The organism is Limnoglobus sp., from assembly GCF_059499385.1.
The window spans coordinates 52574-67632 of record NZ_JCABYM010000028.1; the positions used below are offsets into that span (position 1 = coordinate 52574).

Below are 15059 nucleotides of genomic sequence, written 5' to 3' on the forward strand. Positions count from 1 at the left end.
ACGAGTTGACACCAGTGTACCATATCGGCGAGCCGAGCGGCGTGAGCCGCCGGGTTAGTCTCTTCCAACCCACATCCGTGTCTGGTACACTCTCGACATCCCGCCACCCGGCCTCTCCTTCGCCGGAACCCGACATGCACCGCCATTCCCACGCCTTCACGTCGCTCCTGCCGCACGCCCGTGAGGGGCTGACGCTGCCGACCCGCCGCAACTTGCTGAAGGCGGGTGTCGGCGGCCTCGCGGGGCTGTCGCTGCCGATGCTGCTCGCGAACTCGGCGAAGGCGGTCGAAGCCGGTCGTTCCTCGCCGAAGAAAAAGAGCGTCATCCTCCTGTGGATGACCGGCGGGCCGAGCCAAATTGACACGCTCGACCCGAAGCCGGACCGGCCGCCGGAGAACCGCGGGCCGTTCGGCGTGACGAAGACGAAGCTGCCCGGCGTGCTGGTGTGCGAGCACCTGCCGAAGCTCGCGGCGATGCTCGACCGCTGCACTGTCATCCGCTCGGTGGATTGCCGGCATAGCAGCCACGAGCCGAACACCGTGATGACCACCGGCAACCTGCTCGCCGAGCCGCGGACGAACCCCGAGGCCCGCAGCTACCCGGCCATCGCGTCGCTGGTGTCGAAGTTCCACGGGTCAAACCACCCGGCCGTTCCCGCTTACGCGGCGTTCATCAAGTCGCGGTCGCACCTCGCGTTCGCCGGGCGGGCCGGGAAGCAGTACGACCCGTTCCTGGCCAACGACGCGGCGAAGCTGCCGGTCTACGACCTCGTCGGCAAGGATTCGGGCAAGCTATCCGGCGGCGGCATGTTCGAGCTACCGGTCGGCGTGAGTACCGACCGGCTCGACGACCGGCAGTCGCTCTTAAAGAACTTCGACCGGCTCCGCGACAGCCTCGATTCCGATGCCGGCGGCCTCGATAAGTACGGCCGGCAGGCGGTCGAGATGCTGACGAGTGGCCGCGTTCGCGACGCGCTCGACCTGGAGAAGGAGCCGAAGGGGACGCGCGAGAAGTACGGCAAGCACCTGTGGTGTCAGCAGGCACTGCTCGCGCGGCGGCTCGTGGAGGCTGGGTCCGCGTTCGTCACGCTCGACCTGAGCTACCACACCGCGTCCGGGACGTGGGACACGCACGGCGACAACATCCCGCCCTACGGCGGCATCAAGAAGGGCCTCGGCCCGCTGCTGCCGCTGTTCGACCACCTGTTCACCACGCTCGTCGAGGACCTGCGGCAGCGGGGCAAGTTGGACGACACGCTCGTCGTCGCGATGGGCGAGTTCGGCCGCACGCCCACCGTCGGCACGCAGGGCAGCACCGACGGCCGCAACCACTGGCCCTACGTCATGTCGATGCTGCTCGCCGGCGGCGGGCTGCGGCACGCCCAGGTGATCGGCAGTTCGACTAAGGACGGCGGCCACGTCCAGGAGCGGCCGGTGTCACCCGGCGACTTCGCGGCGACGATCTACCGCTACTTCGGCGTCCCGCTCGACAGCGCCTACGCGGACGCGACGAACCGCCCGTACCACCTCCTGCCGGACGGCGGCGAGCCGATCCGCGAGTTGTTCGCATAGTAGTAGGCACACTCCGTGTGCCGTCTCGTTCACCGTCGCGGCGAGTTCGTCCGAGTCGCTGCGACCCTCAGCAGACGGCACACGGAGTGTGCCTACTACTATGGCCGACCCCTGCGCTTCCTGTAGGCTTCTCCGCAGGCATCATCTCCTTTCTGCGCTGTAGGAACCTCTCATGAGCACACAGAAAGTCCGCGTGGCCATCGTCGGCCTCGGGTTCGGGGCCGAGTTCATCCCGATCTACCAGGCCCACCCGAACGCGGAGATGGCCGCCGTCTGCCGGCGGAACAAGGCCGAGATGGACAAGGTCGGCGACAAGTACGGCATCAAGAAGCGGTACACGAGTTACGAGGAAGTCCTCGCCGACCCCGACATCGACGCCGTCCACATCAACAGCCCGATCCCGGACCACGGGCCGCAGAGCATCGCGGCACTGAAGGCCGGCAAGCACGTCGCCTGCACCGTGCCGATGGCGACGAACGCCGAGGACATCAAGCAGATCATCGACCTGCAGCGGAAGACCGGGAAGGTCTACATGATGATGGAGACGGTCGTGTACGCCCGCGAGTACCTGTTCGTGAAGGAGCTGTACGAGAAGGGCGAACTCGGCCGCATCCAGTTCCTCCGCGGGTCGCACCAGCAGGACATGGACGGGTGGCCGGACTACTGGCCCGGCCTGCCGCCGATGTGGTACGCCACGCACTGCGTCAGCCCGTGCCTGGCACTCCTGAGCAAGCCGGGGCAGCCGGCGCTGGCCGAGAGCGTCGTCTGTCACGGGTCCGGCCGCATCCGCGAAGACCTCGTCAAGAAGTACAACTCTCCGTTCGCCCTGGAAACGGCGACGTTCAAGATCAAGGGGTCCGACGTGGTCGCGGAGGTGACGCGGACGCTGTTCGACGTGGCCCGGCAGTACCGCGAGAGCTTCGACGCGACCGGCAGCAAGAAGAGCTTCGAGTGGCAGCAGGTCGAGGACGAGGACCCGGTCATTCACACGAAGAACACGGCCGCGCGGCCGCTGACGGAAAAGGAGATTCCGCAGCGCGTGAAGGTCCCCGACTACGCAAGCCGGCTGCCGGAGCCGATCCGGAAGTTCACGATGCCGGCGGCGATCCAGGACGCCGACCACCTGTCGTTCCTCCAGGGCGGCGGGCACGGCGGCAGCCACCCGCACCTGACGCACAACTTCCTCATGGCCGTGCTGGGACAACAGCCGGCGTTCCCGGACGCGGTGACGAGCGCGAACTGGACGCTCGTGGGCCTGTGCGCCCACGAGAGCGCCATGAAGGGCGGCGACCGCGTCGCGATCCCGCAGTTCTGACGACCCGTAGGGCGGGTCAAGGCTTTGCGCCGACCCGCCGACGCCAACCGCGCCCCGGCGGGTCGGCGCAAAGCCTTGACCCGCCCTACAGGATTTGCCCATGTCCCACGAGCCACGAGGCCCCGTGCGCCGGTTCGCCGAGTACCTTCTCGTCTTCGCGGTACTCGTCGCCGTCGGCGCACTCGGCCTGTGGCGGATCAAGGTCGTGAAGGGCTATCAGGAAGCGCCGGGCGAAATTCGGTACGTCCTCGACGCGCAAGTCGCCGCCTGGAATCGCGGCGACCTCGACGGGTTCATGGCCGGGTACTGGAACAGCGACGAGATGACGTTCTGTTCCGGCGGCACCGTCACGAAGGGCTGGCAGGCCACCCTCGACCGCTACCGCAAGCGGTACCAGGCCGACGGCAAGGAGATGGGCAAACTAACCTTCGACGACGTGCGGATCGAAGTCATCACGAGCGACGTGGCCCTCGTCCGCGGGCGGTGGAAGCTCGACCTGAGTACCGGGAAGCCGGAGGGGCTGTTTACCTTGCAGATGAAGCGACTGCCCGAGGGGTGGCGGGTAGTCTACGACCACACATCCGCGGCCGACAAATGAAAACCGCCCTTCAATCGAAGGGCGGTACGCGGGGCCGACAGTCAGAAGTCACTCCTTGATCCGCTCGAACTCTGTGTAGTCGTCCTTGGACCCGGCCTCCGGCATGTTCGTGTCCTTCGGGAAGTCCTTACTTCCCTTCGGGGAGTTCCTCATGACCATCTTGTCGCCGGTGATTTCGTAAGTGCCGTACTCCTCGTCGCCGACCTTGGCTTCGGGGGTGGCCACGATGATGCTCGTCAACTTCGTCACCATGGTCTTCGGCGTCTTGCTCGCGTCGATGGTGAATTCACTGGACGTCACCTCCTTGCCGTTCGCCGTAACGATGACGCGGTTGCCCAGGACTTGCACCTGCATCAACTTGAGGGCCTCGGCCGGTGCGGCCTTGCCCTCCTTGCCTAGGTAGGCCTTGGTAATCCTCCACTTCCCTTGCATCTTGTCGAGATCGGCCTCGTTGGCCGGATTTTTCGTCGTCTCCGGCTTCCCGCCCTTCGGCCGAACCGGGTTGGAACCGACCGTGCCCTTTAGCTCGCCCTCGCCCTTCTTCGGGCCGGCGACCAGCGGGGCTTCCTTGTCCAGGTCGGCGATCGCCTCGCCGCCGGCGCGGGTGACCATCGCCTTGAAGACGGTGGGGTTGATCGTCTCCGGGACGAACCGGACCGCCCCGTCGCCCATCATCACGAACGTGCCCCGCTTGTTGCCGGGGGCCGTGTGGACGAAGTCCGCGACCGGGTTCGGGAGCGTGTCGTCCACGCCCTGGATCGTCGCCCCGCCGCCGGCGATCCACGGCCGGGCGTGCGTCGGCGGGACCTGGATCATGTAAATCGTGTTCGACATGCCGTCCGCCACTTCCGCCGGCTTGGACCCCCAGTTGTACCCGGTCATGCCGACCTTCTTCGCCATCGCCGGGTCGGCCGGGTCGTACCGGGCGGCGTCGAGGCCGAGGCCGGAGAGGGCCACGTAGTTCGTGCCGCCGTAGGACTTGCCGTCGGCCAGCGGGTGCGTCGCCCGCCAGGACGACTGCGGGTAGTACGGGACGAGGAACTCGGCCACCCACGTCGTGCCGGCCGTCTCGTGCTCCTTCGCGTACCACGGGTACTTCTTCTCCTCGATCGACTGCCGCAGGCCGCCGCGGCCGAGGTACGGCAACAGGTCGGCCATGAAGCTGACCCGGTGGTCCGGCGGGTACGGCAGCCCGTACCGGTCGATGCTCGCGTTCCGCGCGAACGTACTCGGCGGGACCATCTGCTTCTCGTCGATCAGCTTCTTCAACGGGGTCGCCAGGTCGTACTGCTTGGCCGCGCCGGACAGCACGGACATCCGCCCCTTGAGGGACGCGGCCGCGGTCGCCACGCCGGGCTGAACGACCTTCGTGTAGGCGTCCGAACTCCAGTTGATCTCGGCCTCGACCGTCACGAGCGTGTCGCGGACGCCGAGTTCGATCTTCGACGGCTGCTTCCCGCCGCCGCCGGGGACTTGTCCCGGCCCGACCCGGCCGCCGGACCCCATCGGGTTGCCGGGGCCGATGTCCCCCTCGTTGCCCGGTCCGCCGGGCGCGGCACCGGGTCCGCCGGAACTGCCGAAGCTGAACCCGCCGGGCGGGCCGTACTGGCCCTCGCTGCCGGGCGGCCCCATCGGGAAGCCGGAGTTGTTCCCTTGCCCGCTGGCGGCGTTCCGCATCTCGATGTGCGTGCCGAGCGGCTTGCTGAGCAGCACGGCGAGCGCCTTGAACAGCCCGTCGAGCCGCTCGTTCGCCGTCGTCTTCGCGTCCTCGGCCGAGACGAACTCGAACGCCAGCTCGGCGGTGAACTTGTCCTTCGTGAAGTTCGTGATCGCCATGCCCATGATCTGCGTGTGCTCGACGATCGCCCCGACCAGCATCCCGATCTGGGCGTAGACGGACTGGTAGTCGCGGTTGAACAGCCGCTTGTCGAGGATGTCGGCATACAGGATGCCCGGCGGGTTCTTGTCGTCCTCGTCCAGGTGGTTGAGCATCCGCTTCAGCTCCGGCTTCACGGACCGGAAGCTGGGGACCGACGTGTAGAGCTTCGGCGGGGCCTTCGCCGCCGGCGGGGCCGCGCCGCCTTCGCCGCCCGGCCCCATCGGGCCGAAGCCCATCGGCCCCATCGGCCGGCCGCCGCCCGGCGGTCCCATCGGCCGGCCCATCGGGTTGCCCGGCCCCATCGGGCCAGCGCCTTCCTCGCCGGGGCCGCCGCCCGCCGCCGGCGGGGGGGCGGCCGGCGCGGCCGGGGCAGTGAGTTGCGTTTGGAACGGCGGGTAGCCGTTGTCGCCGATGTCGAACAGGAACCGCTCCAGCCATTCCACGTCGCCGATCAGCACGGTTTGGCTGTCGTACACGCACATGGCGAGCGGCCGTTCCTGCCACCGCTTCTTGTCCTCGTCCGTGATCGGCATCCCGGCCTGACCGAGCAGGGCTTCCGTGGACAGCGCCCGGCTGATGGCCGTCACGAACGGGTTCGTCTTGATGACCGCGTAGTGCCGGTTGTTGATCGGCGAACTCTTTCCGGCCGTGAACTCCGTCCGGTCCGACATGGCGTTCAGCGACGGGACCGGGGCCTTCGTCCGGAGGACGGCGAACGGCTGCCGGTCGTTCCCCACCAGGGCCAGGATGACCTGGGTGATGTCCGTGGCGTCGAACTGCATCGAGTTGCGGAAGAAGTCGAGCGTCTGGCGGTCGAAGAACGCGCTGTAGAACGGCGTGTTCTGGAGCCGCGACAGGTTGAGTTGCAGCACCGCCCGGCTCTCGCCCGGCAGGAGGTTCGTGATGTCCTTGAGCTGGCCCGCCGCGACCGGGACCGGGGCCTCCACCTTCGCGGCGGCGGCCGGGGTGTTGTTGCCGGGGTTCATCGGCGGGGCGATCATCGGCGGGGCGATGGCCGGGTCGCCTTCCGGCTTGGTCGGGTCCCCTTCCGGCTTCTTGGTCGGGTCGCCTTCCTTCATGGGGTCGGCCATCGGGTCCGGCTGCGGTTGCGGCTGGGGCTGCGGCCGTGTCGCGACCGGCTGCTTCGGCTTCGGCTTCTCGTCCTCGGAAAACATCAGGAACCCGACGACGCCGAGGATTAGGAGTGCGGCCACGCCGACGCCGGCCCCGATCAGCACCTTCGGGTTGGTCTTCTTTTTCGCCTTCTTGGCCGGCACTTCCGCCGTCGCGGTGTCGTCGCCGGCGGTCGCGTTCGGGTCCGGAACCTTGAACCGGTACTTGCACTTCGTGCAGTCGATCTTCTTGCCGATCATGCCCTCGTTTTTGACGAGAACGTCGGCTTCGCAACTCGGGCAGGTTACGCTGAAGCTCTTGGCCATGGGGTCACTCCCGGCGGGCGGATCGGCCGGCGGTTGAGTCCAGAGGAGGAGATGGGTACGAGATCAATTAAGTTTGCATCTTACCCGTCGGTCACGGGTTCGGGCAAAGCCAATTTCGCACTTTGCCCCAACATGTTACGCAGTTCCCCCGCGTTTCGTTGGCGCGAACGGGACGGTTCGACCCGGATAATCGGTCAATCCCGCAGCTTCATCGAGACGTACTTCGTCTCCAGGTACGCCTCCAGCCCCTCGTGGGCGCACTCGCGGCCGAGGCCGGACTCCTTCATCCCGCCGAACGGGCACTGCGGCGTCGCCGGGACCGGGTCGTTCACGCCGATGATCCCGGCCTCGATCCCCTCGGCCATCTTCATGGCGACGCTCAGGTCGTTCGTGAACACGTAGGCGGCGAGGCCGTACCGGGTGTTGTTCGCCGCCGCGATCACCTCGTCCAGCTTCGAGAAGTCGAGGATCGGCATGACCGGTGCGAACGGCTCCTCGGTCAGCACCTTGCAGTTCTCGTTCAGCCCCTTCAGGACCGTCGGCTCGAAGAAGTAGCCCTTGCCGAACTTGTCGGACCGCTTGCCGCCGGTGAGGACGTTCGCGCCGTTGGCCTTCGCGTCGCCGATCAGGTCGAGCGTGCCGTCCATCGCCTTCTTCTCGAACATCGGGCCGACGACCGTGTCCGCGTCCAGCCCGTTGCCGAGCTTCAGCTTCTTCGCCTCCTCGACGGCCACCTCCGTGAACCGCTTCTCGATGTCCTTGTGGACGAAGAACCGGCTCGGGCTGATGCACACCTGCCCGTTGTTGCGGAACTTGCCGAGGACGGCCGCCTTCGCGACGACCTCCGGGTCGGCGTCCGAGAAGACGATGAACGGGGCGTGCCCGCCGAGTTCGAGGCTGAGCCGCTTCACCTGGTCGGCGGCCTGCCGCATGAGCTGCTTGCCCACGTCCGTCGAGCCGGTGAAGCTGATCTTCCGCACGCGGGCGTCGGCCATGAAGGCGTCCGAGATTTCGCTCGCGCTGCCGATGACGAGGTTCGCGCAGCCCGGCGGCAGCCCGGCGTCCTGGAGGCACTCGAACAGCCCGATGAGGGACAGCGGCGTCTGGCTGGCGGGCTTCGCGACAACGGTGCAGCCGACGGCGAGCGCCGGGGCGATCTTGCGGGCCTGGAGCATCATCGGGAAGTTCCACGGCCCGATGCTGCCAACGACGCCGACCGGGTGCTTGAGGACGAGGTGTCGCTTGCCGGGAACGCTGTTCGGGATGACCTGCCCATAGGCCCGCTTGCCTTCCTCCGCGAACCACTCGAACGTGTCGGCCGTGGCGTTGACCTCGCCCTTCGCCTCGGCGACCGGCTTGCCTTGCTCCATCGTCATCGTGCGGGCGAGGCCGTCGGCCCGCTCGCGGAGGAGGTCGGCGGTCTTCTTGAGAATCTTGGCGCGGTCGTAGGCGGTGAGCTTCATCCACGCCGGCATCGCGGCGGCGGCGGTGTCGATGGCCTGCTGGATGTCGGCCTTCGTGCCGACGGCGACTTCGGCGATGGCGTCCTCGGTCGCGGGGTTCTCGACGGCGAGCTTCTTGCCCGCGGAGCCGTCGGCCCACTTGCCGTTGATGAAGAGTTGCCGCTTCTGGACCGCGATGCCGGACATGATGACGCCCTCGGTGGTAGTGAGGGTATCGTATGGCGGGCGAAGGGAGATGTTTAGCCGCGACGCGAAGCCTTTACAAAGCGGAGCGCGGCGACCAGACTTCCGAAGTCCGGCTTCGACTTCGGAAGTCGATGCGGAGGAGGGGCGGTTGACACCGCAACGAACGCTTACGCGCGGGATGGACTTCCGAAGTCGAAGCCGGACTTCGGAAGTCTGAGCCTTTTCCCGTCGGTCACTTGATGCAGTACAGGCTATCCACGCCGCGGAGGATGATGCTCCCGCCCGCGACGGCCGGACTGGACCAGTACACGTCCTTGCCGAGCGCGTTCTTACCCAGCACCTCGAACGACGGCCCGGCCTTGAGTACGTGCGTAACGCCGTTCTCGTCGATGGCGAACACCTTGCCGTCCGCGGCCCACGGCGACGCCCAGAACGCGGCCGCGTTCGGGAGCCGCTCCTTGCTGTACGCCGGCTTGCCGGTCTTCGCGTCCAGGCACGAGACCAGCCCGCCGTTCCGCTCGAATGCGTACACGTAGCCGTCGTACACGAGCGGCGACGCCGCCCCCGGCGCGGTCCGGGCCGCCGACCACGCGACCCCGGCGTTCGACGTTTCGCCTTGCTTCAAGCTGATGTCCCCGGTCGTACCCGCGTTGATCGCGTACAGGGTTCCCCCGCCGCCCGCGCCGAACCCGCCGGGACGGCCACCGCCGCCCGGTTGGCCGCCGCCACCCGGCGGGCCACCGCCGCCTGGCCGCCCGCCGCCGCCCATCCCCGTGCCGACGTATAGCCGCTCCTCGTCCCCGACCGGCGAAGCATTCGCCTGCCCGCCTCCGACGGCCAGTTCCCAGATCACCTTCCCGTCCGCCGGGTTGTACGAAATGACCTTCTGGCTCGCGCCGACGACCAGTTCCGTGCGGCCCTTCGTCTTCCAGACGTAGGGCGTGCTCCACGTCGAGCGTTCCTTGCGGTCGATCTTCCACTTCTGCTCGCCGGTCTTCGCGTCGAGCGCGAGGAGGAACGACTTCTCCTCGTTGTCGCTGAGGACGAACAGTGTGTCGTCGTGCAGCACCGGCGAGCTGGACGTGCCCCAGCCGGCCATCATCGGGAACGCGCCGACCTCCTTTTTCCACACTTCTTTGCCCGCGAGGTCGTAGGCGATCACGGTCCCGCTCGCGCCGAAGTAGGCATATACCCGTTCGCCGTCGGACACCGGCGTCTCGCTGGCGAACGTGTTGCTGTTGTGCGAGCCGTACTTCGGCTTCCCCTCGGCCGCGGTCTTCGCCCAGACCTCCTTGCCGGTCGCGCGGTCGAGGCAGACGACCTTCCAGGTGTAAACCTTGTCCGGCCCCGCGCCGCGGCCGCCACCGCCGGGGAAGCCGCCACCACCCGGCGGGCGACCGCCACCGCCGCCGAACCCGCCGCCGCCCCGCGGCTTCGGCTGGCCTTCGGCCACGGCCGTCGTCACGATGACCTTGTCCCCGACGACGATCGGGCACGACCACGCCACGCCGGGCACGGCCACCTTCCACGCCACGTTCTTGTCGGCCGACCACTCGGTCGGCGGCTTCACGTCGGTCACGACGCCGTTCGCGTTCGGCCCGCGGAACTGCGGCCAGTCGCCCGCGTGTGCGGTTGCCAGGGTGAACGCGCCGAACGACGCGAGGAGCCATCGGGATTTCATGAGACGCCTCCGAAAGGGGTATCCGTCCTAAACGGCGACATTCTCGACCCGTCGCCGTGAGGATTCGATGAGACAAACGAAAAAGCCCGCGGCGTCGCCGCGGGCTTCGAGTTGCGAACCGGTGCGGTTACTTCTTCTTTTTCAGCGTGAACGCGAACGCCTTGTCGTCGTCGAACTTCTTCGGCCGGTCGCCGCCCATGCCGTCGTAGGTGAGCTTCAGGTCCTCGCCGCTCAGCTCGATGATGCCCTTCGCCTTCGACCCCTTCAGCCCGTCGATGGCGGACTCGGTAATCTCCATATCGATGGCCGCGGGCGAGGCCTTCGCGTCCACGGTGTACGTGAAGACGAACTGCGTCTTGCCGTCTTCCTTCAGGGTGATCTTGTCCTTCGAGATCGTGTACGTCCCCTTCTTGGCGTCGTCGCCGATGTCCTTGCCGGCCTTCTTGCCGCCGGTGATCGTCCAGTCGCCGACGACCTTCTCGGCGTCGAACTTCGCTTCCTTCTTGTCCTCGGCGACGACCGGAACCACCAGAGCCACGACCACGGCGAACGCCAACGCGCGAACTGCCTTCATGACGGATCTCCATCCGAGCGATGTGACGCGGCGACGGAGGACCACCCTCGTGCCGCCCTCTGAGTGTATGTACACGCGCGACGACGGCAACCGGGCGGACGGAACTCGCGGAAACTTCACGCGGCGGTCAGTAGCTGCGGGTGGTGAATCTCAACAACGACAGTCCCAACAAGATGACGAGGTACGTTCCGGCGACCGCCAGCACTTCACCCCACGAGATGGCCCGCAGCTTCATCCCCTCCTGGCGCTGCTCGCCTTCGGAGAGCAAGTCGCGGCTGACTAAGTTGCCGGTCAGGGTGTCCAGGTCCTTGGTCCGCGGGGTGAAGGTGTTGAGAATCTTGAAGACCTTCACGAGCGTCGCCGGCGGTTTTGGCGGGCCTTGGAACTCCGGCTCCTCGGAGTCATCTTCCTTCTTCTCGGCCTTCTTCGGCGGGTCGGCCTTCTGCCGGGCCTGACGCGGCGGAGCCTGGATTTCGAGGTTGTCGAGCACGGTTAGGATGTTGTGGACGTACCCGATGAGCCAGATCACGAACCAGAACACGATCGTGACAACGATGCTGACGATGGCGTTGCGGGTCAGCACACCGAAGAGGGTCGAGCAACCGTAGAGGATGGCGAAGTAGAACGTCACGCCGGGGACGCAGTAGAGCAGGCCCGGTGCCCACACGCCGGTCCGTAGGCCGATGGCGAGCCAGATGCCGCCATAGGCAACGGCCGCGAGGACGAACACGAAGATGAGGCCGCCGATGTACTTGTACAGCAGTATGGTGGACCGCGCCAGCGGCTTCGTCAGCAGCAGGTCGATGGCCCCCTTGCGGAGCATGTTCGGGATGAACCCGGCCGTGACGATCACGCCGGCCATCAGCACGACCCACGCTCCGAGGCCGTTGACGATGTTGTTCTCGATGAGGTGGATCAACTGACCGAGCGGCATTTCGAGGAACGACAACGGCACGCTCCCGAAGAACAGGCTCGGCCGGTGCGGCCAGGCGAGCGGGCTACTCGCCCCGGAGGTCGTGACCCGGAACTCGCCGTCGCCGACCTTCTCGACGCTCGAGACGTTCAGCCGCGTGATCGTCTTGAGTTGGGCGGCGAGAAACTCCTTCGCCAATTCGTCGGTGTACTTCGGCTTATCCCCCTCGCTCGGTCCGGCCCAGGTTCGCACGGCCTCCTTGAACGGGTCGCGGAAGAGGTCGTTGAAGTCGATCTTGTTCGGCTTCCCCTCACCGACTTCCCGGCCGATCCCGCCGAACTGGCCCGAGGAGACGGCGAGCGTGAACGCGATGTCGTCCTTCCAAGGGTCGCCGCCCTTCGCCGCGGTGGACACGTCCTTCGCGGTCGTGGTGAAGCCGTAGACGATGATCCGCTGCCCGGTCCCGCGGTCCGGCGATACGGTCTGAACCGGCCCTGGGTTCCCCGGACCGCCGCCCGTCGGGATCATCTTCGCGACGGCCTGTTCCGTGGGCGTGGGTTTGAACGAGATGCTGAAGACGAGCAGCGTGACGATGCCGGAGAGGACCAGCATGACGGTGAAAATCCACCCGTCCACCGCCTCCTTATAGGAGTCCTTCAGCATCGCGAGGAACTTGTTCACGCCCCCACCTCTCTGACTTTCTTCCGGCGGCCGTCCGTGCCGGGGTCGTCCTGGTCCACCATCTGCACGAAGACGTCTTCGAGCGATTGCTTCTTCTCGACGAGATGCCGCAACTTTAGCCCGCGCTCGTTGAGAAGGGAAAGGACCTGGTCGATGTTCGACGGGTCGTTCAGGACGACTTCCCAACGGCCGTCGATCTTCTCGGCCCGGTAACCGAGCTTCGCGACTTCTTCGGTCGGGAACTCCTGGCCCTTCGCAAGGCCGATCTGGTAGCGGCCTTCCTGCCGCGTCAGTTCGGCGACGGTCCCTTGTTGCATCAACTCGCCGCGCTGAAGGATGGCGACGCGGTTGCACATCAACTCGACTTCGCCGAGCAGGTGCGAGTTCACGAACACCGTCTTCCCCTGGTCGCGGAGCTTCTCGAACAATTCGCGAAGCTCTTTGCGGCCGACCGGGTCCACGCCGTCCGTCGGCTCGTCCAGGAATATCACGTCCGGGTCGTGGAAGATCGCCTGCGCGATCCCCAGCCGCTGCTTCATCCCCTTCGAGTACGTGCGGAGCTTGTAGTCCATCCGCTTGCGGATGCCGACGGTTTCCAGCACTTCGGGAATCTTCCGCCGCCGCTCGGACCGCGCCATGCCGTAGAGCTGGCCGTAGAAGTCGAGCAGGTTCGCGCCGGTGTGGTACTGCGGGAACTGGTGGTCTTCGGGCAGGTAACCGACCCGCGTGCGGATGCCGGAGCGGCCGGCCGGCTCGCCGAGGAGCGTCGCGCCGCCGTCGGTCTTGCGGACGATGCCGAGGAGGATTTTGATGAGCGTCGATTTCCCGGCCCCGTTCTGGCCGAGCAGCCCGAAGATTTCGCCGCGGTTCACGGCCAGCGACACGCCCTTGAGGGCCTCGACCGCGCCGTACGTCTTCCGCAGGCGGTCGGTGACTATCACCGCGTTTTCGGCAGACACGGGCGGCCTCCGGGGGATCGCGTATAACTCCTGTGATACGGGATTCGCCGCGGCCGCCTACAAATTGAATCGGCGGGCCACTTTCCTTCCAACGGGGCGTGTATCATGGCGAAGCTAACGGTCGAGGGCGTGGGCGAGTTCGACGTGGCCGACGGCAAGCGGCTGGTCCTGGCCCTGACGGACGACGCGAAGGTGGACCAGCTCCACGCCTGCGGCGGCAATGCCCGATGTACGACGTGCCGCGTCGAGTTCGTGACCGGCGAGCCGGCGCAGATCACAGAGGCGGAGAAGACGGTCCTAGCCGCGAAGGGCGTCACCGGCGTGCGGCTGAGTTGCCAGATCGCGTGCGACCACGACATGAGCGTGAAGGTGATCTCGCGGCTGGCCGGCAGCGGCCGGGCCGACGCCGGGAAGCGGCCGACGGACGCTATCGCCCCGCCGCCGGCGTGGGTGGCGAAGTAAGAGGCGAACGGCACGGCGTGAGCGTGCCGGTTTCTCCCGGCAGGTAACACGGGCACGCTCACGCCGTGCCGTTCGCCGTGCATCTGACCTTCGCGCGGGTCGCAACCGGCGGCAAAATACGGGGTAATGCGAATCCTCCACACCGCCGACTGGCACCTCGGCGACCGCCTCGGGCGGATCGACCGGACCGACGACCTCCGCAAGGCCGTCGAGCGGCTCGCCGCCCACCTCCGCGAAACGAAGGCGGACGTGCTGCTCGTCGCCGGCGACCTGTTCAGCGAACTCGCCCGGCCGGACGGCCTCCGCGAGACGATCCGGCACTGGCAAGACGTGTTCGCCGGGTTCCTCGCCGGCGGCGGCACCATCCTCACGCTGACCGGCAACCATGACAACGAGAACTTCTGCCGGACGCTGACACACGCCATGTCGCTGGCCGCGCCGACCGTCGGCGAGGTGGGCCAGAGCGTCCCGCCCGGCCGCCTCTACCTCGCCGCCGAGCCGACGTTCCTGCAACTGTGCGGCGTCCAGTTCGTGCTGATGCCGTACCCCACGCCGACGCGCTACCTCAAGGGCGAGGCCGGGCAGAAGTACTCGTCGCCGGAGGAGAAGCAGAAGCTGCTCAACGCCGCGTTCGAGCGCACGCTCCTGGAGTTCCGCGAACACCCGCGTTTCCAGAAGCTGCCGACCGTGCTTTCGGCGCACGCCACCGTCCGCGGGGCGGTCATGGGGTTCGACGCCCGGTTCAAGCCGGACGACGACGTGCTGGTGAGCGAGGCCCGGCTGCACGAGGACTACGACTACGTCGCCCTCGGCCACATCCACAAGCCGCAGTTCCTCGGCGGGCACGCCCACGTCCGGTACAGCGGCAGCATCGAGAAGATGGACCTCGGCGAGCAGAACGACGCGAAGGGCGTCGTCCTCTTTGAATTGGATGAAAAGGGCCGCGTCGGCGAGATCGTTACGCTGCCGCTGCCGTCCACGCCGGTCTACGAGTTGCAGATTGCGAACCCGGCCGAGGACATCCCGCGGCTGCGGGCGGAGCAGGGCGGGCCGTGCGACGACCTCGTGAGCCTGCACATCGGCTACACGTCCGGTCGGGACAACCTCGAAGAAATCCTACGCGAGCTGGACCAGCTCTTCCCGCGGTGGTACGCCCGCGACTGGAAGGAGGCGGGCGAACTCGGCCCGACGCTGACCGTGGACGAGGCGGACCGGTCGAAGAGTTTTTCCGACACCGTCCGCGGCTACGTCGATGCCGAGCTGACGAACCACGACGACGCCGAGCGCGGCGAGCTGCTGGCCCGGCTCGACGGCTTGCTCCAGGAGATGGACTGACCC

The 15059-nt window shown here is 67.1% G+C and carries 11 protein-coding genes; 5 read left to right on the plus strand and 6 right to left on the minus strand.

Going from position 1 to position 15059, the window contains the following annotated elements:
- The first annotated feature begins 134 nt into the window (after positions 1-134).
- The 3 genes from AC5JJ2_RS05145 (at position 135) to AC5JJ2_RS05155 (ending at position 3484) form a co-directional block, all read left to right on the plus strand.
- Complete coding sequence (locus AC5JJ2_RS05145; RefSeq protein WP_495856891.1) at positions 135-1571, plus strand: DUF1501 domain-containing protein; 1437 nt, start codon at positions 135-137, stop codon at positions 1569-1571.
- Positions 1572-1743: 172 nt separating this feature from the next.
- Complete coding sequence (locus AC5JJ2_RS05150) at positions 1744-2886, plus strand: Gfo/Idh/MocA family protein (RefSeq protein WP_495856892.1); 1143 nt, start codon at positions 1744-1746, stop codon at positions 2884-2886.
- A 124-nt stretch (positions 2887-3010) separates the two neighbouring features.
- A complete protein-coding gene (locus AC5JJ2_RS05155; RefSeq protein WP_495856893.1) occupies positions 3011-3484 on the plus strand; it encodes a YybH family protein in 474 nt (157 codons plus the stop codon).
- A gap of 48 nt (positions 3485-3532) precedes the next feature.
- Here AC5JJ2_RS05155 and AC5JJ2_RS05160 read toward each other — a convergent pair whose 3' ends face one another.
- From AC5JJ2_RS05160 to AC5JJ2_RS05185, 6 genes are all read right to left on the minus strand, one after another.
- A complete protein-coding gene (locus AC5JJ2_RS05160) occupies positions 3533-6802 on the minus strand; it encodes a TIGR03067 domain-containing protein (RefSeq protein WP_495856894.1) in 3270 nt (1089 codons plus the stop codon).
- A 194-nt stretch (positions 6803-6996) separates the two neighbouring features.
- Positions 6997-8451: an NAD-dependent succinate-semialdehyde dehydrogenase gene (locus AC5JJ2_RS05165; RefSeq protein WP_495856895.1), complete on the minus strand. Its 1455-nt coding sequence runs from the start codon at positions 8449-8451 to the stop codon at positions 6997-6999.
- A gap of 232 nt (positions 8452-8683) precedes the next feature.
- Positions 8684-10132: an outer membrane protein assembly factor BamB family protein gene (locus tag AC5JJ2_RS05170; RefSeq protein ID WP_495856896.1), complete on the minus strand. Its 1449-nt coding sequence runs from the start codon at positions 10130-10132 to the stop codon at positions 8684-8686.
- 127 nt (positions 10133-10259) lie between these two features.
- On the minus strand, positions 10260-10706 hold the full coding sequence (locus AC5JJ2_RS05175; RefSeq protein ID WP_495856897.1) for a TIGR03067 domain-containing protein: 447 nt from the start codon (positions 10704-10706) through the stop codon (positions 10260-10262).
- Positions 10707-10833: 127 nt separating this feature from the next.
- Positions 10834-12300, minus strand: coding sequence for an ABC transporter permease (locus tag AC5JJ2_RS05180; protein WP_495856898.1), 1467 nt, complete (start codon positions 12298-12300; stop codon positions 10834-10836).
- Positions 12297-13259 carry an ABC transporter ATP-binding protein gene (locus tag AC5JJ2_RS05185; protein WP_495856899.1) on the minus strand — a complete coding sequence of 321 codons (963 nt, stop codon included), beginning with the start codon at positions 13257-13259 and terminating at the stop codon, positions 12297-12299. Before AC5JJ2_RS05185 ends, AC5JJ2_RS05180 begins: the two co-directional genes overlap by 4 nt.
- A 105-nt stretch (positions 13260-13364) precedes the next feature.
- On the opposite strand from AC5JJ2_RS05185, the gene AC5JJ2_RS05190 reads away from it, so the two are divergent.
- Together AC5JJ2_RS05190 and AC5JJ2_RS05195 are read left to right on the plus strand one after the other, a co-directional pair.
- Complete coding sequence (locus AC5JJ2_RS05190; RefSeq protein ID WP_495856900.1) at positions 13365-13721, plus strand: 2Fe-2S iron-sulfur cluster-binding protein; 357 nt, start codon at positions 13365-13367, stop codon at positions 13719-13721.
- A gap of 126 nt (positions 13722-13847) precedes the next feature.
- Complete coding sequence (locus AC5JJ2_RS05195; RefSeq protein WP_495856901.1) at positions 13848-15056, plus strand: metallophosphoesterase family protein; 1209 nt, start codon at positions 13848-13850, stop codon at positions 15054-15056.
- Positions 15057-15059 lie beyond the last annotated feature (3 nt).